Here is a 23,765-nt window from a genome sequence, read left to right on the forward strand (position 1 = left end):
CATGAAAAATATAACGCCCCTAAGCAACCTCCATATTTCGGGGACATCCTGTACCCCGACCGTTGATTTTCACATTGACACACACCGTCTTTATCTTTCCGGCGAGTCTTATCCTGAGAATGCCGCAGCGTTTTATCGCCCATTGCTCACAGAGATTCGGGCGTATCTGGATGCTTTAACGGCCCACGCGGAAACGATGCCCCCAGATGAGGCGCTGCCGAACATCGAAATTCACGTCTCCCTGATTTATTTCAACAGCTCCAGCACCAAGATGCTGTTCAGTTTATTCAACCTGCTTAACCAGGCTGCTGAACAGTCGCTATCGATTGCACTGTATTGGTATTACGACAAAGACGACGATATTGCGGAAGAATTTGGTGAAGAACTGCACATTGACTTCCCTGCCCTGATTTTTCACAGCACGATTTTGAGTGAGAACCATGAGCACAATTGAATTATTTACACCGGAATACGACATTCTGCTCGCCGCGCGCAACATCGCTAACCAGCAGGAGAGGCCAGCCGAAGTCTACCGCGACACGCTGCTGGCATTAACCGACCACTACCAGCGGCTGGTACGAGAATCGCACCGCCTGATTTCACGCAGCGATCGGGCGGAGAAAGAGCTGAATCGCCTGAACGCCCAGCTCAATCAACTGGCGGTCGAGCTGGAGTACAAGGCCAGCCACGATCCACTGACCAGCGTGTATAACCGTGGCGCGATCATTGAACACATCAACCAGGCGCTGGAACGCAATCAGGCGGCGCTCATCGTGCTGGATATCGATCACTTCAAGCAGGTGAACGATACCTACGGCCACCCTACCGGCGATGCCGTGATCTGCGATCTGGTATCACGCGTGCAACACGGGCTGAATACTACGAGCAGCATTGGCCGCGTCGGCGGTGAAGAGTTCACTATCCTGCTGGAAGGGCATACGCTCATGCAGGCCGTCTCGCTCGCCAGCCGCCTTCATCAGGATCTCAACAGAATGCCGCTCAGCGTGCTGCCGCAACAGTGCGTTACCGCCAGCTTTGGCGTCAGTTGGGCACCGCAGAAAACCCGTTTCGATGCACTCTATGGCACAGCGGATGCTGCGCTCTATCAGGCCAAGAAAAAGGGAAGAAATAGAGTGGAATTTCAGTAAGCCGTGGCCTAGGCGATTGCCGTCCCCCTGACTCACGACCATAATAGTGGGTATCGGCTTCTCCGAGACAGATTCCCGCTATGCGATTCGATTTAACCGATCTCCGGCTGTTTCTCAATATTCAGAAAGCAGGCAGCATTACCGGCGGCGCCGCGGCGTCCAGCCTGACGGTACAAGCTGCCAGCGAACGCATCCGCGGCATGGAAGACGAACTTGGCGTACCGCTGCTGCTGCGTTCAAAGGCGGGCGTCTCGCTCACCGACGCGGGATTTTCGCTGGCACACCATGCCCACATTATTCTGCGTCAGGTTGAACATATGCGCAGTGAATTACATCAATACAGCAAGGGGCTGCGCGGCCATATTCCGCTACTGTGCAACTCGGCAGCGCTGAATGAATATTTACCCGCTCTGCTGGGTCGTTATCTGGTGGTCTGCCCGCAGATATCCGTATCGGTGAATGAAAAACTCAGCCGCGACATCGTGGATGCGGTTCGCAATCAAACTGCCGATCTCGGCATTGTTGCTGATACCGTACCGCTCGACAGGCTGGAAACCCGCCCGTTCCGTCAGGACGAACTGGTCGTCGTGGTGCCGCAAAACAGCATAGGGTTCGGCGAACAACGGCTCAGCCTTGCTGACATCGCCAATGCCGACTTTATCGGGCTTAGCGAAGGTGCGGCGCTACAGGAACATATTGACGAACATGCCAGAAGGCTGGGGAAACGCCTCAATTACCGCGTACGCCTTGCCAGCTTCGATGCCGTTACGCAGGTGATTCACAGCGGTATCGGCATTGGCATTCTTCCACGCCATGCCGCACAGCGAATGATGGAGCGACTGGACATCCGTACAATCCCACTGTCAGACGACTGGGCGACACGTAATCTGGTTGTTTGCGCCCGCCAGTTTTCCGCACTTCCCGGCTATGTCAATGATTTCGTGGAGTTTATTACGACAGAGAACGCGACTTAAACCAGCCCGCGTGCGGCCATATATCCGCCCAGTGCTATCAACCCGAGGAAGAAGCAGCGCCGGAAAACCTGCTCGCTAATCGCGTGGCGCAGGCGTTGCCCCATCATCATGCCCAGCAGCGCGGGAATCAGCGCCAGCATCGACTGCCAGAGATCGATGCCCTGTAGCCCACTCCCCTGCATTAGCTGTAACGCCAGCCCCAACGTGGAAACGGTAAATGCCAGCCCCAGCGCCTGTACCAGATCGTTTTTATTGAGCCGCAGGCATTGCAGGTAAGGCACGGCAGGAATCACGAAAACCCCCGTTGTCGCCGTGATGGCACCCGTGATGTAACCCACCAGCGGGGATAGCCAGACTTCATGACGACCAGGCTGCGGCAACGTGGTCGCCAGAATCCCCCACAGGCCGTAAACCACCAAAATGCCGCCAAGCGCCGTGCTCGTCCATGACGATGACGAGGTTAACGTCGGTAGGCCATTCCAGAGTGTTCCAATGATAATCCCGGCAAACAGCGTCCCAAACCGCATAATCAAGCTGAGAAAGGCGGGACCGCAGACAAGTTGCCAGATGTTGGTCACAAGAGAAGGGACTATCAGTAACCCTGCCGCGCTAGCGGCGGGCATCACCAGCGTTAACAGCCCCATCGCGATGGTCGGTAACCCCAGGCCAATCACGCCTTTCACCACGCCAGCCAGCAGGAACACCACTATCATCGTCGTCATTCATCGCCTCGGTTTGCAACACATATTTTTATAAAACAGTAAGATAGGAAAGAATAAAAAAACGCTACGAATGAATATTCCAACGATGCGACAAGGCTGTCTATGCGGATTGTATTGAGGGTGATTCAGGGAAAATTTGAGGTAAAGGTAGGATTAGGAAGAGTGAGATTCTCGACAGTCCTTTGAGTCACATCTTTATGCAGGCTCAGAGGCCGTTTCGTGCGCCACAATACCGTTATTCTCATGCTACTTCGTCGCACGCGCCCGACATAGGGGGCTACGCCAGCCCCCTATGAACCCCGGCTTTTGGCGGGAATTATGCCGCTAAAGCGGTGCCTTCGTCGGTATCAGGCTTAGAGGACCGCTTGCGACACGTTTACTCGCCCCATAAACGGGGCTCGCCCTTCGGGCCAGCACGAGTGCTGTTCAAAAACGTCTCTGACGTTTTTGTCGGACGTGGCGCAAGCTTTCGCCGCGTCCATGCGGCTCATCCTAAGCCTGCTATCTCCTCAGCATAATTTTTTACGCCAGATAACGGCCAGACCCGATGGCATCCTTACATTGTGTATAAGGAGCAGCCCTTGCGAAAGAGAAGACGGATACAGCATAAGCAGTACCCGAAAATATCTTAGCGAGCGCGGCCTACGGCTTCGCCGAGCTGCCATACGGCCATCGCGTAGTGCGTGCTGTGGTTGTAGCGCGTGATGGTGTAGAAGTTCGGTAATCCGTACCAGTATTGATAGCCCGTACCGATATCCAACCGCAGCAGGCTGGCTTCACTGTACCCCGCCAGCGAATGCTGTGGCGTTAAGCCCGCAGCCTGGAGTTCAGTGAGCGAGTAACGGGTATTAAAACCATTCGCCAGCAGCGGTGCCTGACCGTTTGCCTGCACCGCCACAGGGGCACCCTTCACCCACCCGTGCGCTTTGAAATAGTTGGCCACGCTGCCAATCGCGTCCACCGGATCCCACAGGTTGGTATGCCCGTTGCCGTCGAAATCCACGGCGTAATTCTTGAAGGATGACGGCATAAACTGCCCGTAGCCCATCGCCCCCGCGTAAGAGCCGCGCAGGCTGAGCGGATCGTTGCCTTCTTTACGCGCCATCAGCAGGAACGTTTCCAGCTCGCCCGCAAAGTAATCGGCACGTCGCGGGTAATCAAACGCCAGCGTTGCCAATGCATCGATGATGCGCGTTTTCCCCATCACTCTGCCCCAGCGGGTTTCAACGCCAATAATGCCGACGATGATCTCAGGCGGAACACCGTAAATGTTTTGGGCACGCTGTAACGCATCCTGATATTGATTCCAGAACGCCACGCCGTTCTGCACGTTGTCTGGCGTAATAAACTGATTACGGTAGCGGTTCCAGGCACCGTTCGGCCCTGAAGGCGGACGCGAAGTCGGGGCTTGTTTATCCATCAGGCGGATTACCCAGTCCAGACTCTTTGCCTGGACCAGCACATCATGCAGTTGCTGGCGATTAAAGCCGTGTTCCAGCACCATTTTATCGACAAACCGCGCGGTAGCCGGGTTGGTCGCAAAATCGCCGCCTAACGGATGGACATTGTGTGCAGGTTCAAGCAGGAAGCCGCCTTTGAAAGGATTACCTGAAGGTGCTTCTGCGGGAGGGGGAGCCGGCTGACTGCTACAGGCCGAGAGCAAAACAAGCAGAGGGAGAAAACGAACCAAATGACGCATCAGATATCCGTATAGCCGTTAAGAAATCAATACCCGCTATGGTAAAGGATTGTCTGATGTGAAAAAACCAGCCGGAGGTGAAAAAACCAACCGGAGGTAAAAAAGTGCAGCGCGCCGAGCAGATGACAGACCGACGCACGCCATCACATCCGAATCAGTTTTTCTTCACAAACTCGGATTTCAGCTTCATCGGGCCGAAACCATCGATTTTACAATCAATATTGTGATCGCCTTCAACCAGACGAATGCCCTTCACACGGGTGCCGATTTTCAGCGGGGTGGAGCTGCCTTTTACTTTCAGGTCTTTAATGACCGTTACCGTGTCGCCGTCCGCCAGCAGATTGCCGTTAGCATCTCTGACTACTAAGCCCTCATCCTGCGCCGTCGCGTCATCTGTTGCGGACCACTCATTTCCGCATTCCGGGCAATTGAACATTTCGCCTTCTTGCCAGGTATATTCAGAACTGCATTTCGGACAATGAGGTAACTGTTGCATGATAAACTCCTGAAAAATTCACAATAAAAAAGTAATAAATATCATTAGGTAACTACCATATTTTCGATATTTTACCCTTTTATACATATTTTTGATAGTGAAGCAGCATTTATCGTGACTTTACTGCCCATCTGACACCCTGTTCTTCCCCACATAAACTGGACACAGCACTAAGCGAGGTGCTGGTTTTCAAAGTGCTCCTGGCTGAGGCCGCCACAGGCACTGTAAACGCTCTTTCAGCAATGAACGGTTAAACCAGTCCGAAGCTTTATCGCCATATCCTTTTACAGGGTGGTAAGGAAGCTCGGGAAATAAACGTTCATGACCTGCTTTCTTCAATGCTTCGCAATAGCGGACTAATCCAAGTTTGATCAATGTCGGATGCAACGGTATTTTCCGTCGCGAATGAATAGTTTTTAGTGACTGATCGGCACGCTCATTGCTGATTTCGAAGAAATAAAACCCCACCGCATCCTGCTTAATATCGTCAAGATAAAGCTGACATAATTCATTTATCCTCGCGCCGGTAAAAAAGCCAATTAGCGGTAACCAGTAATGAAATGCACGATAATGATGGAATTGCCCCTGACTGTTTTTATCGACAGTCCCACGTTTATACCAAGGCATACCAAAAATAGCGTTTAAATCCTCATCAGTGAAATCAGATTTGAAATCCTGATCCATCTTTTCATTTTCTACAGGCGCAAAGAATTTATTCGCAGGAGACTTAATAAAAATGCCTTCTCCATCAGCCCACTGGAAAGCCTCGAAGAGAATTCGCATATATTTACGAACGGCATTATCGCTCATTAGAGGGTCGCCATTCTCTTTTGCCTTGACAATCAATTCATGAACATCATTGATTTTATATCTTATTTTCGCCAGATCGCGCCTTGCAGGTATCGACCTTAGTAAGCTCTCATACTTACGGAGGAAGTCACGGTCAACTTTTTCAAGCGTTGGATCACCCATTACTTCAGCCAGTAGACTACAACCTTCCCGAATTCGATTCTCTGCCTTTTCGGTGAATTTACCCCCACGCTTGTAGCGAATATATTTTTCACATAACTCGCTCATTTTCACCGAGTAGTATTTACGATTTACATACTCATTCTCCGGCAATGATGGGGACAATATTGCAGTGGATATTTCTTTTGACTTCTCAGGAATTGCAGGAGAGAGCGCGGGGCTATATGACAGCCAAAATAATCGTAAGCGCTCGGCTTGCACACGATGAATCATTAATGAAGTAGGTGAGATTTCGACACCGGGAAAGTCAACGAACCATGCAGCTTTGGATGAAGCCTCTGAGGATTTAAACGCGGTTTCTGCTTCCAGCGTCTCGCCTGCAATCATCTGACGTAATATACGTGAAGTAACCAAAGGCTGGATATAACCGTTCAGAGAACCTCTGATCCCGATGTTAATGGCACTGTCGATGATAAATCCAGAAGCCTCAGGATCATCCTTATCAACGAGTGAAAGATCTTCTACATAGTAGGCAGGACGCCCATCAGCAAGCCAAAAAAGCGGGATATTCGTATCAAGTAGTCGCTGCGCCACTTGTTGCAGGGAAGCGCTAGTTAAACCGCAAAATTCAGCGAGGCTGATCATTCCTTCTCCGGCCAAAGCAGGCGCACTGCTTACCAACTTTTCTCTATCCAATTTTTGATACTCACCCAGACATCGCTGCCAGACAACCAATAGACCTGCGGCAATCGCTCGAGCTTTTCTGATGTCGTTTGTTTCTGTTGAAGCGTGAATCTCACGCTGTCCCGTGTAGAGACGGTATCGGGCGGGAACTGCAATACGGACAACATAAATACCGCTGCTACGGCGATACAGATTATCACGTTAAGCCATCGGCTGTATGACCTCTATGTAGTAGAGGCTACGCGATTTCACTCTGAATGAATTTAATGTTAATTAAATCAATAAGATATAAGTGACTGGTGCGATAATAGGAACAACACCTATCACGTATTCTATTGATTATAAATATTAATTCCCTGTTCTATTTTCACACATGCCCCCAATAATGCCCCCGAATAATTTTTTGACCAATTTAAGGCTTATGTTTATAGGTGGTGAAGGGATAGCGTTCTCTTCTGTCAGAATTAAATCCAATTTAAATAATTATCATAATAATGATAACCCAAATAACCATTTTAAATCATACACATCGCACGATAACCACTATTGACTCATCGACTAAAAAATGCAGAAATTACCCTCCCATAAGGAAAAAGGATTTATGGGGCAGGATTATGGATAATATTAAGGAATAAATAATGGCAAATTTGATCTATCTGAAACTCACCGGCATCAAACAAGGTCTTATCTCTGCGGGCTGTTCAAGTGCAGACTCCATAGGCAATAAATATCAGGCTTCCCATGAAGATGAGATTTTTGTTTATGAGTTAATGAACCAGATAACAAGACAAGATAACGTTTCACTCTCCCCTGTAGAAATCAGAAAACCAATAGATAAAGCCACCCCGCTTCTGGCACAGGCATTGAATGGTAATGAAAAACTAACCTGTGAGTTCTTTTTTTACAGGACTTCTCAGTCAGGTGGTAATGAACTCTATTTTAAAATGGTGTTAAGAGATGCGGTTATCAATGATATTCGTTTTTTCGCCCCAAACTCATTAACGCATAACGAATTACAACCACAAGAGAATATTTCATTTAAGTTCGCATCGATTGAATGGGAGCATGTGGTTGCTCGGACAAGCTCTTATATCTTATGGAAAGATGTGGAGTATTAAGATGAGTATTGATTCATCACATCAATTTCACTTTTTAGAGGAAAGCAACCGCCTGAGGAGGGTTGCTCTACTGGCTTCCTCTTTTTTCATTCAAGATAAAACATTAAGAATGCGTTATCTTCGTGAAATTGAGGATTTCATCAATGAAACAGAGATGAAACTCAGGTCATCAACAATTAGTTTTTTTGATAAAAATCATATCCTGTATGAATTGGTAACCGAGCGTGAAGAAACAGAAAGAGACTACCAAAAACTACGAACCGGTGATTATGTAAAATATATCGTTACGGATATATTTGAAGACCAGGGTGTTTTAAAATACACCAAAATCGCATCTGGTGTTGTTTCGGGTGGTTTTCAGGCATTTATGGGAGTTCAGTTATATAGATTGGGAAAACATCTCAATGTAAAGCATTTTAAATCATTCGGGGTTTTATTAGTTTCTCATGGCGGTAATAACATCTATGAGTCATTAAGTCCTATTCTCCATGATGGGGAATATAGTTCAGGAACAGTCAGAGACATATACAGAGGTCTTGCATCTTTAGCTGGATATAATAAAGATACCGGAGATGCCTTGTATAGTTTTGGTGATTTGTCCCTCACCATTTACGCCTCTTTAAGGACACCTGTCTTAGTAGACAGTCCTACTCGATTGTTATCAAGAGGATTTCTGGAAAGACCCAGGATAACAAAATTATTTAAATATGCACATTCAGACTTCAAACCTAAATATACTGCCGCAAGTAGCATAATGAAGGTTTATATGGTAGGGGGTTCTGCCTACAAAATATATGCTGAATTTACAGATGAAAATTACCGCTTAGGTGATAAGTGATTCTTTGGCCTAAAGGAATTAGGCTCATCACCCCATGTAGCAATGACAAATGTCATTGCTAACTTCCACAAGTATAAAAATTACATATCATTTAAAACCTGACTAAATAATTAAATGAATTTAAAACCCGCAAAGGGATTAACTTAATCATCATAATCATTGTGATTTTGTAACTTTCACTTTTAGCTTTCATAAAACTGATAACCGCGATTCCATAAATTAATAAAAATATTTTTATACTGTTTATTACAACACCATACTCATAGTAACCATAAATAGCAAATCCCAGAGACATAAGAAAAAGCATCAGCATCTCATTCCAGCACAGATATGCGATAAAATAAATATAATCAGAAAAAGATTCAATATCTTTTATTTTTATATTTTTCCCATAAGCTCTGTTTTTTGTATCTACATAGTTATTTTTCAGGCGAAGTAATTCCCTGACTCTCAATCCTGATTTTAAGATTAGCACTCTTTTATTCATTACACGCTCCCTCGCATGAACCATATCCAATAACCAATCTCGAATTTGAATAAGGTTGAAATAAAATCAGTTAGTAAAAAAATTACCAATCTAAATTTAATTAATTTTACAACTGTGATTATTCGTATATGATAAAAATTACTCTCAACCTTTAATACGCAAAAAGAAATTATAGAAAAAAGAATAAAAAATACTGTTATACTTGCAACCACATTCCCGTTTTTATAAAAATCATAAATAGAAAAAAATAGACTCATGAAGACAGGAAGATACATTGCTTTCCAGCATAAACGAGTAACGATAAAAACATAGTCTGTAAAGGATTCAGCTTTCTTCGCTGGGGTATTAAATTTAAAATTATCGTTTGTGACATAGACGTAATTATTTTTCAGGCGAAGTAGCTCCCTGACTGTCAGCCCTGATTTTAAGAGTAGTGCTCTTTTATCCATCATCCATTCCCTTGATTGTTTGTCCTGCTAACCAGCTAAACCTTACCCTTTCGGCTCAATCCCCTGCTTTCTTAATTCCTGACGGGCAAGCTCTTTGAACCAGTTTCCGAGACTGACACCTTCTTTTGCAACTACCTCATCTAGCTGTTCGCGTAACTCAGGTGAAATCCGGATCTGAAAAGTGGGTGATTTCCCCATCGATGAAGATTTTTTCGTATCGCGTTTTATCGTTGACATGTACGTACCTTTTTAACTATGCTGAGTTTTATAGGTACGTACACTATCACAAAAGCACATTACACTCATCACCAGTTTCGCCCCTGAAAGGTATTGGTCTACCAGACAGGGGCTGACCACACCGTTAAGGAAGTAACGACATGGCTATCGGCAAGTCTAGCAATTCCCTTATTGATAAGCACCTTAAACAAGTTAAACGTTATTTTAATCTGTTCTGGCAACAAGCTACGGAGGTGCGTTATGTTCGATAACACACCTTTAGAACAGGAAGAAATCATCGACCAGTGCAGGGCGTTGATCTATGCCGTGATCGAGACCAAGCAACCACAGGTGAAAGAAATTCTGACGTTCATCCTCTGGGAAAGGCTCGACTGGCTGTATCAGGACTACCACTCCGAAGGGGCCGTTCACGATCAATAAGTCTTATAAGATCAGGTCTACGCTAAACCTGATCTTATTTTACTGAGGTAATAACTTAATGTGGTGAAAGGTTATCTATATACCCAATAGCTCTTTTTATAAGGGTAGTTCTACTCATGAGACGGTCATGCATATTCTGAGAATAGGCATCTAGCTCATTGTCAGATAAAAATTCCAACTTTAAATATTTTTCATAAGATGGCCTATTTTGATCATCGATCTTATCTATTTTCAGTGCATTATGTATTTCTTTATAAGTAATCTCATTTATCTTATCAACTACTTCTGGTGTCATGACTTTAAGAACTGCTGCCGTAGAAACAGAGAAATAAAAATAATCTTCGTATTGTATATCATCATATTTCCATAATAATAATGATATAATGGAAAGGCAACGCTCCGCATCTCGGAAAGACGCATTTTGTGCTGTTAATAAATCAGAAATCCGCCAAACAATAGCGTTTTTATTAGATAAATTATCAAATATTACTGGTGACACGTTATCAATGTAATTTCTGATTAACGAATTATAACCATCATTGTTTTTAGGTAAAGAAAACCAATAGTGAACAAATTTACTTAAATATAAACCAGTATCAATATCACCATATCTTTTTTGTATTCCTTTCTCAAATTGCCTACGATTCATTGATAATATAAAAACAACGTTTTTCACGGAAAAGAAATGTTTCACTTTTTCAATTAGTTCCAATGAGAAATCTGGCCTTGCACGATCAAGTTCATCTATAAATAAGACAATTTTCTTGCCTTCTTCTTCAGAGATTTTTCTTAGTGTTTCAGTAAATGATTTTATGACTGCACTTTCATTATTAATCGATTTAAATTTATCCTCTATTAACTTTTCTATTGGATCTGATATAGATTCGGAAAGTTTATCTGTAGCATCTTCAACATCAGAACCTTTTAAGATACCTGCGGTCGCAATAGCAATCCCAGCTTTAGTTCCAACAGACAATAAAGTTTTCCCTATTTTTTTAGATATCTCAAGCAACTTCGATTTTAATTCAGATTTATCATCAATTATTTCATAAAATTTTGCCGCCAACGATATAAATGGTTCATTTTGATAATCATTTTCAAATGCATTAAAGTATACCATTTTAATCTTACTGTTTTCATTTTTATCATTCTCTCCTTGCCACATTCTTATAAAAGTGGTCTTCCCTGTCCCCCACTTATCATCAAGGGCAAAAACCAAGCCATTATCTTCTGATGCTAAAATTATTTCTTCTAATTTCTGAGAAAATCCTTTCCTTTTAAAGAGATCATTTTCAGAACTAAATCCTTTAGCATAGTCTAATTCATTAATAGTTAATCTCATCTATTTACCTTTGACATTGGTTAATTTTAAAAAAAATCACACTGATTTAACTCTTGAAAAATAACTCTTATCAATGATAATTGATTTTAGGAATATGTTTTTTGTCTATTGGATGTAAAGCAACTGAACAGAAGCGGGTCTTATTAAACCATGCCTTATATTAACTTACTGTTATAAAACATCCACATATGTATTGATGATATACAAAAACAAGCATGATTATAGTTACAATCCGTGAACATGATCACTCCCCCTTGTTTTCACAATTTTTTTGTAGCATGTTTTTATCACACAGCCCGTTGAAGAAAAACAAATTAGATAGCGGGATAATTATTGCAAGGCAACCATTTTATAAGAGGTTATTTCTATGGATATGTGTCCTGCTTGTCAGAACTCTCTGCATGAATCCGTAATTGCAGAGGTTGGCAATGAATACTATAAAAGAGTATACCCTGACATTTTTTTGAATGTGAATAAACACCTAAATAAATTTTAGAGTTAAATTTTAAAATAGCATTATTTACTTTTAATGCTAAAAATAGCAATATGGTTTGTATAGCAAGGCTATACAGAAAATTTATAAAAAGATGAGTAGGATATCATATGGATATTGAAAAATATACAGAAGTTGAAGGGTTAAAAATAAGAATAAATTATAATAACGATGCAGGAAGCATCAATATAAAACTCAAAAAAAAATCTAATATACATGTAAAAAGTGAATATGAAACAGATACAAATCTTAGAACAAAAGAAAAAATTAGCAACGTAGACAACAATGACAACAATGACAACAATGACAACAATGACAACAATGACAACAATGACAACAATGACAACAATGACAACAATGACAACAATGACAACAATGACAACAATGACAACAATGACAACAATGACAACAATGACAACAATGACAACAATGACAACAATGACAACAATGACAACAATGACAACAATGACAACAATGACAACAATGACAACAATGACAACAATGACAACAATGACAACAATGACAACAATGACAACAATGACAACAATGACAACAATGACAACAATGACAACAATGACAAAAATGACAAAAATGACAAAAATGACAAAAAATCAACTCTGTTAATAACTTTTACAATAACCGTTGCCTTATTAATTGCTCCGATATTATTTACATGGAACTCTGATCAAACCAACCCATCACTATTATTGGTACAAATTATAATAGTAATTCCTTTTTTTTACCAACTCATTAAAATAAGAGAGAAGATAGAAAGAGATGTAATAAAATCAGCTAATGATACCGTTTTATTTTTTGTTACTGCGGTGACAAGTGCTTTACTTATTTTAAAAACAACCCCTGACTACAACATTGACCTATTTGCCTTTTTAATGAAAAACCCAGCCGGTTGTTTTATAATATCTTGTTATACAATATTACTTATAATTAAAACATTCATTGCATTCTTAGAATTCCTGGAAAACAAAAAGAAATATAAATCGGAAAAATAAAAGTGTTATTTTTCCTTATCTAAAAGTGCCGGAATTATAAAAAATGTTAGTGGTAAAAAAAACAATGATATTGCAACATAACTATAAAGAGCAAATTCAACCTTACCTGCTCCATTAACATTTTCAATAAAAAATGCATCAGACACATTTAAATACACTATAGATAAAATAATAGATATTGCATATAGAAATAAAATACTTTTCATAAAGCCTCCAAATTTTATATATCACACTATCTAATTAACATACCTATTTCTGTTGTCAACCGCCATTAATCAAGGGCTAACTCTCCGAAGCGCTACGCTGGCTTCTCCGAGTTCTCCCTTGATTTTCTTCCTTTCAGTCAGAAAATACTTCAATAAAGCGAAGCTTTGCAGTCCGTAATTAGTAAATTTGATGCCATCATCATGGTTTATCTATACCACTCGAATAAATAAATTATATCTAATAGTTCTTTATTATTGAATGAATTTTAATTCTCCTGTTGTCTTAAAAGAAAAACACACAACGACGTTAGGAAAATAATTGATTAAACCAAAACAACAATAAGAAGAATAAAAAATAAAGATAGAGTTCTTGCTTATCAATTTTCACATATATAACATGACATTTTTTACCACCTTTATTATACTGTAAACACAATGGTCTAATTCATAAAAAATAAATATTCAGAGGAAATAGTAAAAGATAATGGATAAAATCAAAGAGTATTTTACTAAAGATATTGTGGTTTCTTTAGCAAGAGCATTATCACACTCACAATATTTTGCAGTAAAAATTAAAAACAACGAGATTTCATGGAAAAATATATTACTAATTTACTTTGGTTTTTTAGCCATATCTATATTTATAACAAACTCAACACTTGAATTACATGTTAATGGAAAAACATTAAATGGACTTAAATTTGCGTTCTTCCAAACAATGTATATATTTATATTCTCTTTTGTAATACGTAGCATAACGTTTATATTCAAGGGAACCTTGTCATATGAAAAAACGTTAAAAATATTTTTCATATATGGAGGTGTGATTTATATCATAGATAGCATATTAATGATATTTGAAATACATTTAGACAAGGGCGGAAACAAATTTATAGTTTTTTTAGTTTCATGTATGGCTTGTGTATGGATTTTATTCTCCTATTTGGCAATATTGAAAGTTAATGGGATAAATGGAAAAATAAAACGAACCGTGGCAGTGTTATCATTGATAACATCATCATTCTTACTCTCAAATGTTACATCTGTAATTACACCATACTTTATCATCCTGGATAATTAAATAAGCATAACAGGGAACTTCTCAGAGTTCCCTACCCTAATTATTTAAACCCTCTGCGAATTATAAAAATAGCGGCAACTAATTTTTTATAGTTTCATAAAAAGATGTAATGTATTGACATATAAGTGACTTTATATACATTTAGATATTAGCATATGGATAATGCTTTATTTCCACCACAAAAATACAAAAGGAATTTAAATGAAAACCTATATAAACAATGGGAAACACTCACAATCCAAACCATCCAATCTTAATTATTCTCCGATTAAAAATAGTCCCAATATTCATTCTGATAAGCTAAGATTATATTGCGTCAGTGTCAGATTAAATAATGAAGAATTATCGCTTCTGAATGAAAGGCGTGGCAGTCATCGCAAAGGTGAATGGCTGCGTATGGCGTTTCTGCATAACCTTCCCTCCGTTATTCCATCGATTAATCTCGAAGCATGGAAAAACCTCGGTGAGATTTCACAGAAGTTGAACAGGCTGGTCGTCCATCTGGATAACAAGAGCAATGATAGTTCTCTCTCACAAACTGAACTCTTTGCAGTGAAGCGTCAGCTCTCAGAGCTTCGCACAAATCTGATCACCGATAACATGTGGAGTGCTTCCCATGAAGGGAATGCAAAAAATCCGCAGGGGTAAGGGTTTCGCTGGTGTTGTTCTCTACGCATTAAAGCCAGGCTCTCATCATCAATGCACACCTTATGTCATTGGTGGGAACATGCTGGGGGATATAGCCGGAGATCTGATCGCTGAATTCAATACCACCAAAACGCTTCGTCCGGATGTGGTCAAACCCGTCTGGCATAATTCACTTCGATTACCGAAAAGCGAAGCGCTGACAGATGCTCAGTGGTCAGAGATTGCTGATGATTACATGTCCCGAATGGGCTTCTCTGAAACGCATCTGAGATGCTATGTGTTGCATGACGATACTGAAGGCCAGCACATCCACATTATTGCCAGTCGTATCGATCTCACCAATGGAAGCCTTTACTTGGGCAAAAATGAAAACCTCATCAGCACCCGTATTATTCAGCAGCTTGAACACGACTATTCACTGACAAGAACCAAAGGATCGGAAACTAAAGCATCCCCAGCTTCGCCCTTCCCTCCTTCGCTATCCAGAAAATCCATGACACAAAAGCCTATGGGCGCAATACCAAAGCCTAAAAAGCTGTCACGTAACGAAGCGATGATGGAGAAGTATAAAGGAGAGCCATCGCCCAAATCGGTCATCCAGGAAGCCCTGGAAGAATTGCTTGCCGGTAAACCATCAACGACTGAATTTGTGACACAGCTTGTGGCACGAAACATAACGGTAGTCCCGAATATCGCTTCTACCGGAAAGATGAATGGGTTTTCATTCGAATACCAGGGGATTGCCTTCAAAGCTTCGCAGTTAGGTAAGTGTTATTCCTGGTCTGCCTTACAAAACAGGCTCGACTACCAACCGGAACGCGACAATGCTTTCCTGTTTGAACTGAAAATGCCCTCAGTCAGTAAGGCATCGGTTAGCGAAGCTCTTGATATGACAACTGCTACAGATACCCCTGAAATCATCAAAGAAGACGTTAATAGCCCCGCCGAAACGCTTACTCTCAACAAAGACGCCGGTCAGGGCGAATACGCTATCACTTATTCTACAACGCTTCACAATGAAGCTATTGCAAGTAACAAAGAAGCACAAGTAAAAGAAGCTGGTGCAGATGCTAAAGAAACGCATACAACCGAAGCGGCAAAAGAAGCTGGTGCAGATGCTAAAGAAGCACATTCAACCGAAGCGGCAAAAGAAGCTGGTGCAGATGCTAAAGAAGCACATTCAACCGAAGCGACAAAAGAAGCTCACCACAGAAAGCCCCTCTCTGTGATTCAGACCGGCTTACGATGGTTAGAAACCATTCCCTATCTCAACATCATCATTGGCATGTTGAAAAAACTCAAAATACCGACACTCAAACGCCCAGACAAACACAACACCATCACTGGCGTGAAGATGATAGAAATTACGGCAACACCAAAAACCACCATCCAAACTCCGCAAAAATCACACTCATCATCATTCCAAATGTAGGGCTGAGAAGCCGTCCAGCAAGCCTTTCTTCATACAAAAACACAAGATTAACGATCGTTAATACCGATCTATATTTAATTTATGATAGCTTATAACTATCACAAGTAAGCCATCGATCGTTATAAGCGATTTGCTTTGTTTGATCACAACTGTTCAAAATGTAGCTGCTCCTTTTCCCATAATAGACTGATTTAACTGGTCTATTTACTTATTCAACTAACGATATAGGTTCAGCAATGACAAACCTCGCCTCATTTTCAGTCTCTGACTGCTTCATACGAATATGACTTTCACATTGATTCGCTATTGAGGAAATTTGTATGAGCATTTTTGCTATGAAACGCTTTTGGATTGCAGTATCGCTCCCCGCACTTATCGCATTATTGATGGGAAAAAGTGGATTTGTCTTAACAGGGATTATCTGGCTTCCTGTCAGTGTTGGTCTCCTCATTTGGGCGTATTTCACGAATCGACGCGACAAAAAAGCGTTAGCCGTGCTTCAGCCTCAAAGAAAGAAAATCTCTCCACCTGCAAAAGTCAGTGGCTTCATGAAATTTATTAATTTTTTCAAAATGAAGCGTCTTTGGATCGCCCTTGCTCTGCCAATGTTTCTTTCACACTTTGGCACGACTGAAGATCTAATCTCTATCGGATTTTTTTGGATCCCAATCTGCGCTATTTTATTTTTCACTGCATTAGGCTCTTACATTCTTAAATTAAGTAATCAAGCCACTGTCGATAATTTTAACGATGATAATGATGGTTGTTATAGTCATACACTTCTTAATTCCTCAATGAAGCTCGATAGCAACAAAAGGCTCATTTTCCTTAAAGATGGAAATAATGAAAAAACCTATTCCTTTGATGATCTTAAAGAATGGAAATATAACATCAGCCATGGGATTGAAATTGAAGATGCAGGTTTAAGCATTACTGCTAAAAATATTAATAATGTTCGCATGGCAAAAAACCGAAATGAGACAGGATTTTTTATTAGTGTAAGAGATATTCAAAATCCAGAATGGCACATCAGGTTTTTCCCTAAGGAAGGCTCTTTTAAATCTCAGATTGGGTTCAATGACCTACGTAAACAAATGAACCAATGGATGGAAGTGTTCGATCAGATTGTCAATGAGAATTAAGGTTAAAAACCCCATGAAAAAAATCATCATCGTATTGGTATCACTCACTCTCTCTGGATGTTATTCCTTCGGTAATCAGACTCTGAAAAATGTAACGCAGGAAGACGTAAAAGCTAAAATTGTAAAAGGAAAAACCACCAAGGCAGAAGTATTAACCGCCTTTGGTGAGCCGGATAAACGTATCGCCTCAGATGATGAGGAGAAATGGTCTTATTCAATGCATAACTACCGCAGTAAACCAACATCATACATTCCCCTCGTCGGGGTGTTGATTGGCGGAACGGATATTGAAGAAAAATCAATTCTCATCACGTTTAAAGGTGAGAAAGTCAGTTCGTATGAATTCACTGCCGGTGCCAGTGAAATGAAACGCGGTGCCTTTTAAATTCAGCAATCCTCAAAACGAGAGCCATGATGAATAAAAAATTATCCTTAGGTTTATTACTGGTGCTGTCCTTTTTTCTTACAGGCTGTGACAGCGAACCATCAGATGCTGACGTATCTAAGGCAATGCAGTCTTTTACTGAAGAGATGAACAAAGGAGCACCGTCCGAATCAGCAAGAGTCGTTTTCAATTCAGCCAAGAAAATCGCCTGTAAAGAGAAAGACAGTGACGGCGGTTACAAATGCACAGTCGAATACAATGCAAAGCTCCCGTTTTTGGGTGAAAGAACATCGACTATGGAGCTTAAGTTCTTTAAATTTGAAGGCAAGTGGAAAGTCTCGCCGTCGAAATAACCTATAAGTCATAAGGCAGCATCAGGGAAAGCATCAGCCCGTAGTTTCATCGCTACGGGCTTTTTTCATCTGCATTACCTTAAACTTGAACTGGAAGTTTTCGCAGGAAGAACACAGTCAAATCTGACAGGCTGTATTGAGCGAAGATCTGAATTACTCTGTTGTCAACACAACCTTCATGGACATCTTTCGGCTCACCCCTTATAGTGATTTCACTTCTACTTTCAATGCGCTCTAGCCCCTGTCAGGAACAGCTAATGCTCGATCTAACTGCGTTGGATTATCTAAAATATATGGGAGTCGGGTTAATTATGATCCCTTTTTTCCTTGTATCTATAGCTGTAATGATAAAAACGAGAAATAAGTTCAAGAATAGTGGGCTTGGCTTTTCAACTTTTTTCCTAGCGGTTCATCTTACTTTATTCCTTGCTCCTTTGGGTATTCTCCTTGCTACCTATTTTGATAAAGGAACTGGTGCGTTATTAATTGCTTCTCTTACTTTCTTGCTCATTTTATCAGGAGCATACGTTTACGACAGGATCATCAAACGCACTTTCGTCATCAGGATTGATGAGGAAACATTTTATGTATTATATCATCGAGCGAAAGATGACGGTGTTTCCATCAAAGATCTGATTGTGGGCAGAGTCAAAAAAGAATAATGGTGCAGTTTGTTTTACAGGTCTGAATGAACCCTATCAAAAACGGGTATTATGAATAACATCAATAGTGCCTCTCTAAATAGCTTCGTGTAATAGCACTACACTTGGAAGTGTGCGACCTCCCGTCAGTGTTGGTCTCGCACGATGAGAAGTGAAGCATCAATGTGCGAAGCTATTTAGAGCTTGAGGTAATCTGCTCAAGTGATAATGAGGCTCTGAGACCAGGAATCAATTAATTAATGCAGATCCTGACCTGATTCCTATTGATTAACACAGTCTGATGTAAGCAATATCCGCTCATGGCACAGGGCTTCCTGTAAGATTACGCTTAGCTCTGCGCAGCAACTGTGCCAGATTGGGTCTTAGCTAATACATGTCATCACAATCGACAACCACTCTTCCTGACGCTCGTTGAAGCTCTTATCAGCTTGTTGGCGTCATACTTCTTTTTCTCATGCACGTAGATTCTTTCTGTTCTTCCACCGTTGTTGATGATGAAGCTGATGATAGAAAGAAAGACTTTATTCAGACGGGGTTTATCAATCAAATCATCACTGATTTTTTCGATGTGGCAATAGTAAGAGAGAAGCAGAAAACTTAGCACCACTTCTCGATTTGAAAACGTCAGATTTTCTATATCCTGCTGGTATTTAATGTAAAATCCTGCGCAAAAAAGATAAGACTGCTCGGTGATTTCTGCTTCTGAAAAGCCCGATTCATCGAGCTTATCAACAAACCTGTCCAGCAACAGCAGATACCTTTCCATTAAACTCATATTTACTTTTTTCATAGCCATGCATCCTTGCAATAATTTAACTACCATCCTGATAACATATAAAAAATAACATATCCATTAATAAAATCAATGGTAATAATAAGATTAAATAGGATCAATAACTTCTTTCCCTGTCTATTATTGGCAATGGTTTATTAAGATTATCTTCACTGAGACCATGAATATCTGCATTATATTGCCATATTATAAACATTTCCTTTATACTTCTATTTTCCTCCTCAGCCATTTTTAATTTATTTTCAAGGTTACTTATATGCTGAGATGCAATATTTAAATTAGCAGGTCTTCTTATCTCACTTTTCCCTGATTTGATCATGTCTTTTTTAAAATTAAAGGCTTTGACAATGTTTTTGTGAATATTCAGAGATTGTCTTGTCGGTCTTTTTCCAACCACCGAAGAAATGCTATCACATAATGCATCCCATGTTAGCCCTCCGGATTTTTTACTATCCCATCCGCTAATTACATTAACGATATAATTAATATCTTCTTTTGTAAGATGTTTAGCCATGAATCGCCTTCCTTATTTATATTTTCTTATGTTATGTTTTATTACTTTATTATTAACAATCACCCTATTTAAATGCGAAAATCCATTGTTATTTAATTTTATTACTGAACCATCTTTTACATTATCATCTTCCATTATAGTTATAATCCCTTTAAGAGTTTTTAATGTCTTATCCTGATGAAGAAACCATTTATCAGCCCCTAATTCCTCTTCATTCATTGAACTCAATGCTTTTGAATGAAGAGCTTCCGTTGCAGAATAAACTTCCTTCATTCTGGATAGTTTATCACTATCACCTTTAACACAAAGTTGCTCATCACAATGAATACAATCTCTGAATTTGTCACATGGAGATATCATGTAATCATGAGCGCAGTAACCAAATTCTGTGATATGAATAGCACCATGATTTAATACACTAATATCTTTTAAAGTAGACGGTAGATTCATATCGGTCTCATCTAATACTCCAGAAGTTAAAACCTCTCCATTAATATTTAAGCTCTTTGCTTTCTGTAACATTTGCTCTTCACTGATATGGTTATAAACTCTGTTCTGTGTCACCGTTGCTCTTCCCGACCATTTAGCAATATCAAGTTCGCCAAGACCACCACGTTGAGCAATAGTATTCAGAAGATGTCTTGCCTGGTGTGTTCTGAGAAAAAGTGGGACATCTTTCTTGCTGACATAACCATATATTTGAAAGATATTCTGTCTTGATCTATTTCTGTCATCACCCAAATAATTGGAAAATATTTCTGATGTGGGTTTAAAAATAACACTGTTCAACGTTTTATTTTTGCTTAATTGGTATTTATTCAAGACACAAAGTGCATTGCTATACTTTATATTTTTATCTTTATCATACCAGGGGAAATTTTTGGGAGCGGGATAGTTATTAGGGAATGTTCTGTTATTCTCTTCCATTAAACGGGATAAGTCTCTGGCATTTTTTGAAAGCTTCAGCAATCTGCTAATGGCCTTTTTAGCGACAGGAACCATGATGTCAGGGATCCACTTTATATTTCCATTAAATTTTTTCAACGAATAAAAACGAAGTCCATACCGCATTTTTCCATCACGGTCTGATTCACTTATCTCACAGTCGGCAGGGAGAGCTAACACCTCTGAAATTCTGCTTGGAGCACACATAAGCAACGCAAAAACTGATGTAATGAACATATCTTTATCAGAAAGATCATCGTCTGGTAGAGAAAATATTTCTCCTATAGCACTAATCGCTTGTTCACTTGGTAGTTTTCTCAAACGATTTAAATCTGCTTTTTTTGAAATAACATTATCAGTTTCAGGAGGTCTTAGTGGATTAACCCAGGACAAAAAAACTGTTTTCAAAAGCCCTTTCTTGTTCAAAAAAACCACTATCCTTTGTAACTCATTCCCACATTGATAAGCTACGCTTTCCGAATAGTTATGCTTGAGATACTCAATACACTCATTTAAAATCGTAATATTAAGATAAATAACATTAGTGTTTTTATTTATCTTAATAAGTTTATTTTCCAGTGATTTCAAAGCACCTTTAAAGGTCAGCTTATTAATTTTACCACCATTATTAAAATAATGGTAAATAACATAACTTTTAGCAAAGTCGATAAAACCCTCATCAAACTCATCCTCTTTTCTTATTCTCCCTGATGACCGACCTTTGAAATTACATTTGGTAAAAGTGAATATATTTAACCAGTGACTAGAATTCCAGTCTATTCCTGACTCATTCGGCCTGAGTTCAAATTTGCAAAAATTAATAAAATCCTTCATGTTAATTTCTGCATCAAGCTCCATTTTTTCTTTAAAAAAAATAATTTTTTCTGTCATACTCCTACCTCTCCTGATTTTTCATTGTTAATTTTTTCACACTGTCGGATAACCTCTGCTACGGCATAAATAGTTCGATCCAACACTTCTGTTATCCGATCATCACCTGTTATGTTTGCAATACGTACTCTTTCTGCTCTCAATTGATCATAGATTTTCTGGTGTGGTGCATTTAATAACGGTCTGAAGTGCATACACGTATAACAGGGAATAGGAACATTTGCCCAGCAGGAAGAATTCTGCTGGCAACTACCCGTTTTTTCACCATCAAAATCTCTTATATTTTGGGATGGATCTTGATGATTATCCTTAACGTCTATCTTCCCCTGAAATATCCCTGAGTATTTAGCCATTTCATCTGATACTGCATTGTCTATTTTCCTAACGTGATCAGCATTATATTGAACATATATCCCCGTATAGGTTAATGTTGAGTGGTCAAGCAATTCTCCAATCATAATTTCACCATACCCCTCTCTGGCAACTCTTGTCCCAAGGGTATAACGAAACCTTCTTGAATTAATATTCAATTTCCGCCCCGTTCTTTCAGAAATAACATTCTCTATTTTCACTATATTTTTTACTGTATTAGTAAACATCGAAACGCTCTCATGCGTTTTATCTGAAACAAAAATGCCACTAATATTTCCAGCTTGAATATACTCCCCGATTTTATCTTCAGATACGAAGAGTGGAGTCGAATTAATCTCACTTTTTGTTAAATCTCGCCCTATAGCTTCAGATATTATTCCGACAGATAAATTTGCCTGTTCACAAAGAAGATTATATATTTCACTCTTTACTCTGAACGATCTAAATTCTTTTCTAAAACCATATCCTTGCTTTATTCTTGGTATATTTATAACATAACTCTTTTCACCATCCTCAGATTCCGAGCTTATAATATCTTCTAGTTTCATTTGAGATATTTGTAATGGTCTTCGGCCTGTATAGCTGACTAAAAGTGACATCGTTAGCTGGGGCAATGATATAAGATTTTTTTCATAGGCTCTCATCGCCGCTTCATTAAACCCCTGCAATTCATTATCCGTCAATGGGCCTTGTTCAGGATCTCTCCTTTTGACCACTTCACCTTTTTTATTACCAGGTATAGTCCAGCTATTAATGATTTCATGAACTTCTTCACTTATCCCATAGTAACCAAGCGAATACCACTTATTAAACAAAACCCTAATGTAGGACAAATCATTAACACCTAAACCAGGAGCAACTTTAAATCTCATTACACCCGCTTTATCGACATATTCCTTCCCTGTCTTATTAATAAAAATACAAAATGTTCTGTTTAATAACTTCACAAAAGATGGACTGTATTCACAAGCCATGTAAGCCATTGTTTTTATATACCCATCCTTTGTTTCATCATTCAATAAGCTCATTGTACTTTTAATATCTATAGTGTTACCCCTGCTCAGTTCCCACTTGTCATCACTCAAAGAGAAGCAATACCCATCCGTTTTAGCTTGATAAAGCTCCTTGTTTTCAACTTTCAAAAATATGTTTTTCATATTCATAACCCACCTTATTTTATATACTCGTAATACTTCAAGTTGCATGTGCGTTGGCTACATTCACTCACCCGAATCACTTACCTGTGTAAGCTCAT

26 protein-coding genes and 1 pseudogene are annotated in these 23,765 nt (G+C 40.1%); 14 read left to right on the top strand and 13 right to left on the bottom strand.

Annotated features, from left to right (window positions below; genetic code table 11):
* The first annotated feature begins 1 nt into the window (after position 1).
* The 3 genes from O1Q74_RS15035 (at position 2) to O1Q74_RS15045 (ending at position 2,122) form a co-directional block, all read left to right on the top strand.
* Positions 2-454, top strand: a complete 453-nt coding sequence (locus tag O1Q74_RS15035; RefSeq protein WP_271874414.1) for a DUF1987 domain-containing protein — start codon at positions 2-4, stop codon at positions 452-454.
* Positions 441-1,148 (top strand): GGDEF domain-containing protein, encoded by a 708-nt coding sequence (locus tag O1Q74_RS15040; RefSeq protein ID WP_271874416.1) that lies wholly within the window; start codon positions 441-443, stop codon positions 1,146-1,148. The genes O1Q74_RS15035 and O1Q74_RS15040 overlap by 14 nt, the downstream gene beginning before the upstream one ends.
* Before the next feature lie 80 nt (positions 1,149-1,228).
* Complete coding sequence (locus tag O1Q74_RS15045; RefSeq protein ID WP_271874417.1) at positions 1,229-2,122, top strand: LysR family transcriptional regulator; 894 nt, start codon at positions 1,229-1,231, stop codon at positions 2,120-2,122.
* On the opposite strand, the gene O1Q74_RS15050 is transcribed toward O1Q74_RS15045, so the two are convergent.
* The 5 genes and pseudogenes from O1Q74_RS15050 to O1Q74_RS20300 form a co-directional block, all read right to left on the bottom strand.
* Positions 2,119-2,844 carry a sulfite exporter TauE/SafE family protein gene (locus O1Q74_RS15050; protein WP_271874418.1) on the bottom strand — a complete coding sequence of 242 codons (726 nt, stop codon included), beginning with the start codon at positions 2,842-2,844 and terminating at the stop codon, positions 2,119-2,121. The two genes, O1Q74_RS15045 and O1Q74_RS15050, sit on opposite strands and share 4 nt — an antisense overlap.
* A 628-nt stretch (positions 2,845-3,472) precedes the next feature.
* Positions 3,473-4,543, bottom strand: coding sequence for a lytic murein transglycosylase B (gene mltB / locus O1Q74_RS15055; RefSeq protein ID WP_182099285.1), 1,071 nt, complete (start codon positions 4,541-4,543; stop codon positions 3,473-3,475).
* A 154-nt stretch (positions 4,544-4,697) separates the two neighbouring features.
* A complete protein-coding gene (locus O1Q74_RS15060) occupies positions 4,698-5,039 on the bottom strand; it encodes a zinc ribbon domain-containing protein YjdM (RefSeq protein ID WP_271874421.1) in 342 nt (113 codons plus the stop codon).
* Positions 5,040-5,228: 189 nt separating this feature from the next.
* A complete protein-coding gene (locus tag O1Q74_RS15065) occupies positions 5,229-6,704 on the bottom strand; it encodes a site-specific integrase (protein WP_271874423.1) in 1,476 nt (491 codons plus the stop codon).
* Positions 6,705-6,785: 81 nt separating this feature from the next.
* Positions 6,786-6,884 (bottom strand): annotated as a pseudogene (locus O1Q74_RS20300) (hypothetical protein); the annotation flags it as partial.
* Between the two features lie 446 nt (positions 6,885-7,330).
* On the opposite strand from O1Q74_RS20300, the gene O1Q74_RS15070 reads away from it, so the two are divergent.
* Positions 7,331-7,810, top strand: a complete 480-nt coding sequence (locus O1Q74_RS15070; protein WP_039280041.1) for an Hcp family type VI secretion system effector — start codon at positions 7,331-7,333, stop codon at positions 7,808-7,810.
* A gap of 1 nt (position 7,811) precedes the next feature.
* The gene (locus O1Q74_RS15075) at positions 7,812-8,648 is read left to right on the top strand and encodes a DUF4225 domain-containing protein (protein WP_052239064.1); all 837 of its coding nucleotides are present in this window, start codon (positions 7,812-7,814) and stop codon (positions 8,646-8,648) included.
* Between the two features lie 91 nt (positions 8,649-8,739).
* On the opposite strand, the gene O1Q74_RS15080 is transcribed toward O1Q74_RS15075, so the two are convergent.
* Both O1Q74_RS15080 and O1Q74_RS15085 read right to left on the bottom strand, forming a co-directional pair.
* Positions 8,740-9,135 (bottom strand): hypothetical protein, encoded by a 396-nt coding sequence (locus O1Q74_RS15080; RefSeq protein WP_271874431.1) that lies wholly within the window; start codon positions 9,133-9,135, stop codon positions 8,740-8,742.
* Between the two features lie 491 nt (positions 9,136-9,626).
* Positions 9,627-9,821: a toxin-antitoxin system HicB family antitoxin gene (locus O1Q74_RS15085; protein WP_271874433.1), complete on the bottom strand. Its 195-nt coding sequence runs from the start codon at positions 9,819-9,821 to the stop codon at positions 9,627-9,629.
* Positions 9,822-10,061: 240 nt separating this feature from the next.
* On the opposite strand from O1Q74_RS15085, the gene O1Q74_RS15090 reads away from it, so the two are divergent.
* Positions 10,062-10,241, top strand: coding sequence for a hypothetical protein (locus O1Q74_RS15090; protein WP_271874434.1), 180 nt, complete (start codon positions 10,062-10,064; stop codon positions 10,239-10,241).
* Between the two features lie 55 nt (positions 10,242-10,296).
* On the opposite strand, the gene O1Q74_RS15095 is transcribed toward O1Q74_RS15090, so the two are convergent.
* On the bottom strand, positions 10,297-11,583 hold the full coding sequence (locus O1Q74_RS15095) for a KAP family P-loop NTPase fold protein (protein ID WP_271874436.1): 1,287 nt from the start codon (positions 11,581-11,583) through the stop codon (positions 10,297-10,299).
* A 603-nt stretch (positions 11,584-12,186) separates the two neighbouring features.
* Between O1Q74_RS15095 and O1Q74_RS15100 the strand changes: the two genes are divergently transcribed.
* Positions 12,187-13,086 carry a hypothetical protein gene (locus O1Q74_RS15100; protein ID WP_271874438.1) on the top strand — a complete coding sequence of 300 codons (900 nt, stop codon included), beginning with the start codon at positions 12,187-12,189 and terminating at the stop codon, positions 13,084-13,086.
* Between the two features lie 5 nt (positions 13,087-13,091).
* On the opposite strand, the gene O1Q74_RS15105 is transcribed toward O1Q74_RS15100, so the two are convergent.
* Complete coding sequence (locus O1Q74_RS15105; protein WP_271874439.1) at positions 13,092-13,292, bottom strand: hypothetical protein; 201 nt, start codon at positions 13,290-13,292, stop codon at positions 13,092-13,094.
* 484 nt (positions 13,293-13,776) lie between these two features.
* Between O1Q74_RS15105 and O1Q74_RS15110 the strand changes: the two genes are divergently transcribed.
* The 7 genes from O1Q74_RS15110 to O1Q74_RS15140 all read left to right on the top strand — a co-directional run bounded on the left by O1Q74_RS15110 (position 13,777) and on the right by O1Q74_RS15140 (position 18,995).
* Entirely contained in the window at positions 13,777-14,373 is a 597-nt protein-coding gene (locus O1Q74_RS15110; RefSeq protein ID WP_271874441.1) for a hypothetical protein, read from the top strand.
* A gap of 201 nt (positions 14,374-14,574) precedes the next feature.
* Positions 14,575-15,021: a hypothetical protein gene (locus O1Q74_RS15115; RefSeq protein WP_271874443.1), complete on the top strand. Its 447-nt coding sequence runs from the start codon at positions 14,575-14,577 to the stop codon at positions 15,019-15,021.
* A complete protein-coding gene (locus O1Q74_RS15120) occupies positions 14,990-16,453 on the top strand; it encodes a relaxase/mobilization nuclease domain-containing protein (RefSeq protein WP_271874445.1) in 1,464 nt (487 codons plus the stop codon). Before O1Q74_RS15115 ends, O1Q74_RS15120 begins: the two co-directional genes overlap by 32 nt.
* Before the next feature lie 320 nt (positions 16,454-16,773).
* Positions 16,774-17,595: a DUF4755 domain-containing protein gene (locus O1Q74_RS15125; protein WP_271874447.1), complete on the top strand. Its 822-nt coding sequence runs from the start codon at positions 16,774-16,776 to the stop codon at positions 17,593-17,595.
* Positions 17,596-17,608: 13 nt separating this feature from the next.
* Positions 17,609-17,980 carry a hypothetical protein gene (locus O1Q74_RS15130; RefSeq protein WP_271874448.1) on the top strand — a complete coding sequence of 124 codons (372 nt, stop codon included), beginning with the start codon at positions 17,609-17,611 and terminating at the stop codon, positions 17,978-17,980.
* A gap of 26 nt (positions 17,981-18,006) precedes the next feature.
* Positions 18,007-18,333, top strand: coding sequence for a hypothetical protein (locus O1Q74_RS15135; RefSeq protein ID WP_271874450.1), 327 nt, complete (start codon positions 18,007-18,009; stop codon positions 18,331-18,333).
* 257 nt (positions 18,334-18,590) lie between these two features.
* Positions 18,591-18,995: a hypothetical protein gene (locus O1Q74_RS15140; RefSeq protein WP_271874452.1), complete on the top strand. Its 405-nt coding sequence runs from the start codon at positions 18,591-18,593 to the stop codon at positions 18,993-18,995.
* A gap of 379 nt (positions 18,996-19,374) precedes the next feature.
* Here O1Q74_RS15140 and O1Q74_RS15145 read toward each other — a convergent pair whose 3' ends face one another.
* The 4 genes from O1Q74_RS15145 to O1Q74_RS15160 form a co-directional block, all read right to left on the bottom strand.
* Complete coding sequence (locus O1Q74_RS15145) at positions 19,375-19,785, bottom strand: hypothetical protein (RefSeq protein WP_271874453.1); 411 nt, start codon at positions 19,783-19,785, stop codon at positions 19,375-19,377.
* A gap of 100 nt (positions 19,786-19,885) precedes the next feature.
* Positions 19,886-20,302 carry a hypothetical protein gene (locus tag O1Q74_RS15150; RefSeq protein ID WP_103184747.1) on the bottom strand — a complete coding sequence of 139 codons (417 nt, stop codon included), beginning with the start codon at positions 20,300-20,302 and terminating at the stop codon, positions 19,886-19,888.
* A gap of 12 nt (positions 20,303-20,314) precedes the next feature.
* Positions 20,315-22,138: an integrase gene (locus O1Q74_RS15155; RefSeq protein ID WP_271874455.1), complete on the bottom strand. Its 1,824-nt coding sequence runs from the start codon at positions 22,136-22,138 to the stop codon at positions 20,315-20,317.
* Entirely contained in the window at positions 22,135-23,673 is a 1,539-nt protein-coding gene (locus O1Q74_RS15160; protein WP_271874456.1) for a site-specific integrase, read from the bottom strand. The genes O1Q74_RS15155 and O1Q74_RS15160 overlap by 4 nt, the downstream gene beginning before the upstream one ends.
* Positions 23,674-23,765: the final 92 nt, after the last annotated feature.

The sequence above is a fragment of the Pectobacterium sp. A5351 genome, assembly GCF_028335745.1.
In the GTDB taxonomy this organism is placed as follows: domain Bacteria; phylum Pseudomonadota; class Gammaproteobacteria; order Enterobacterales; family Enterobacteriaceae; genus Pectobacterium.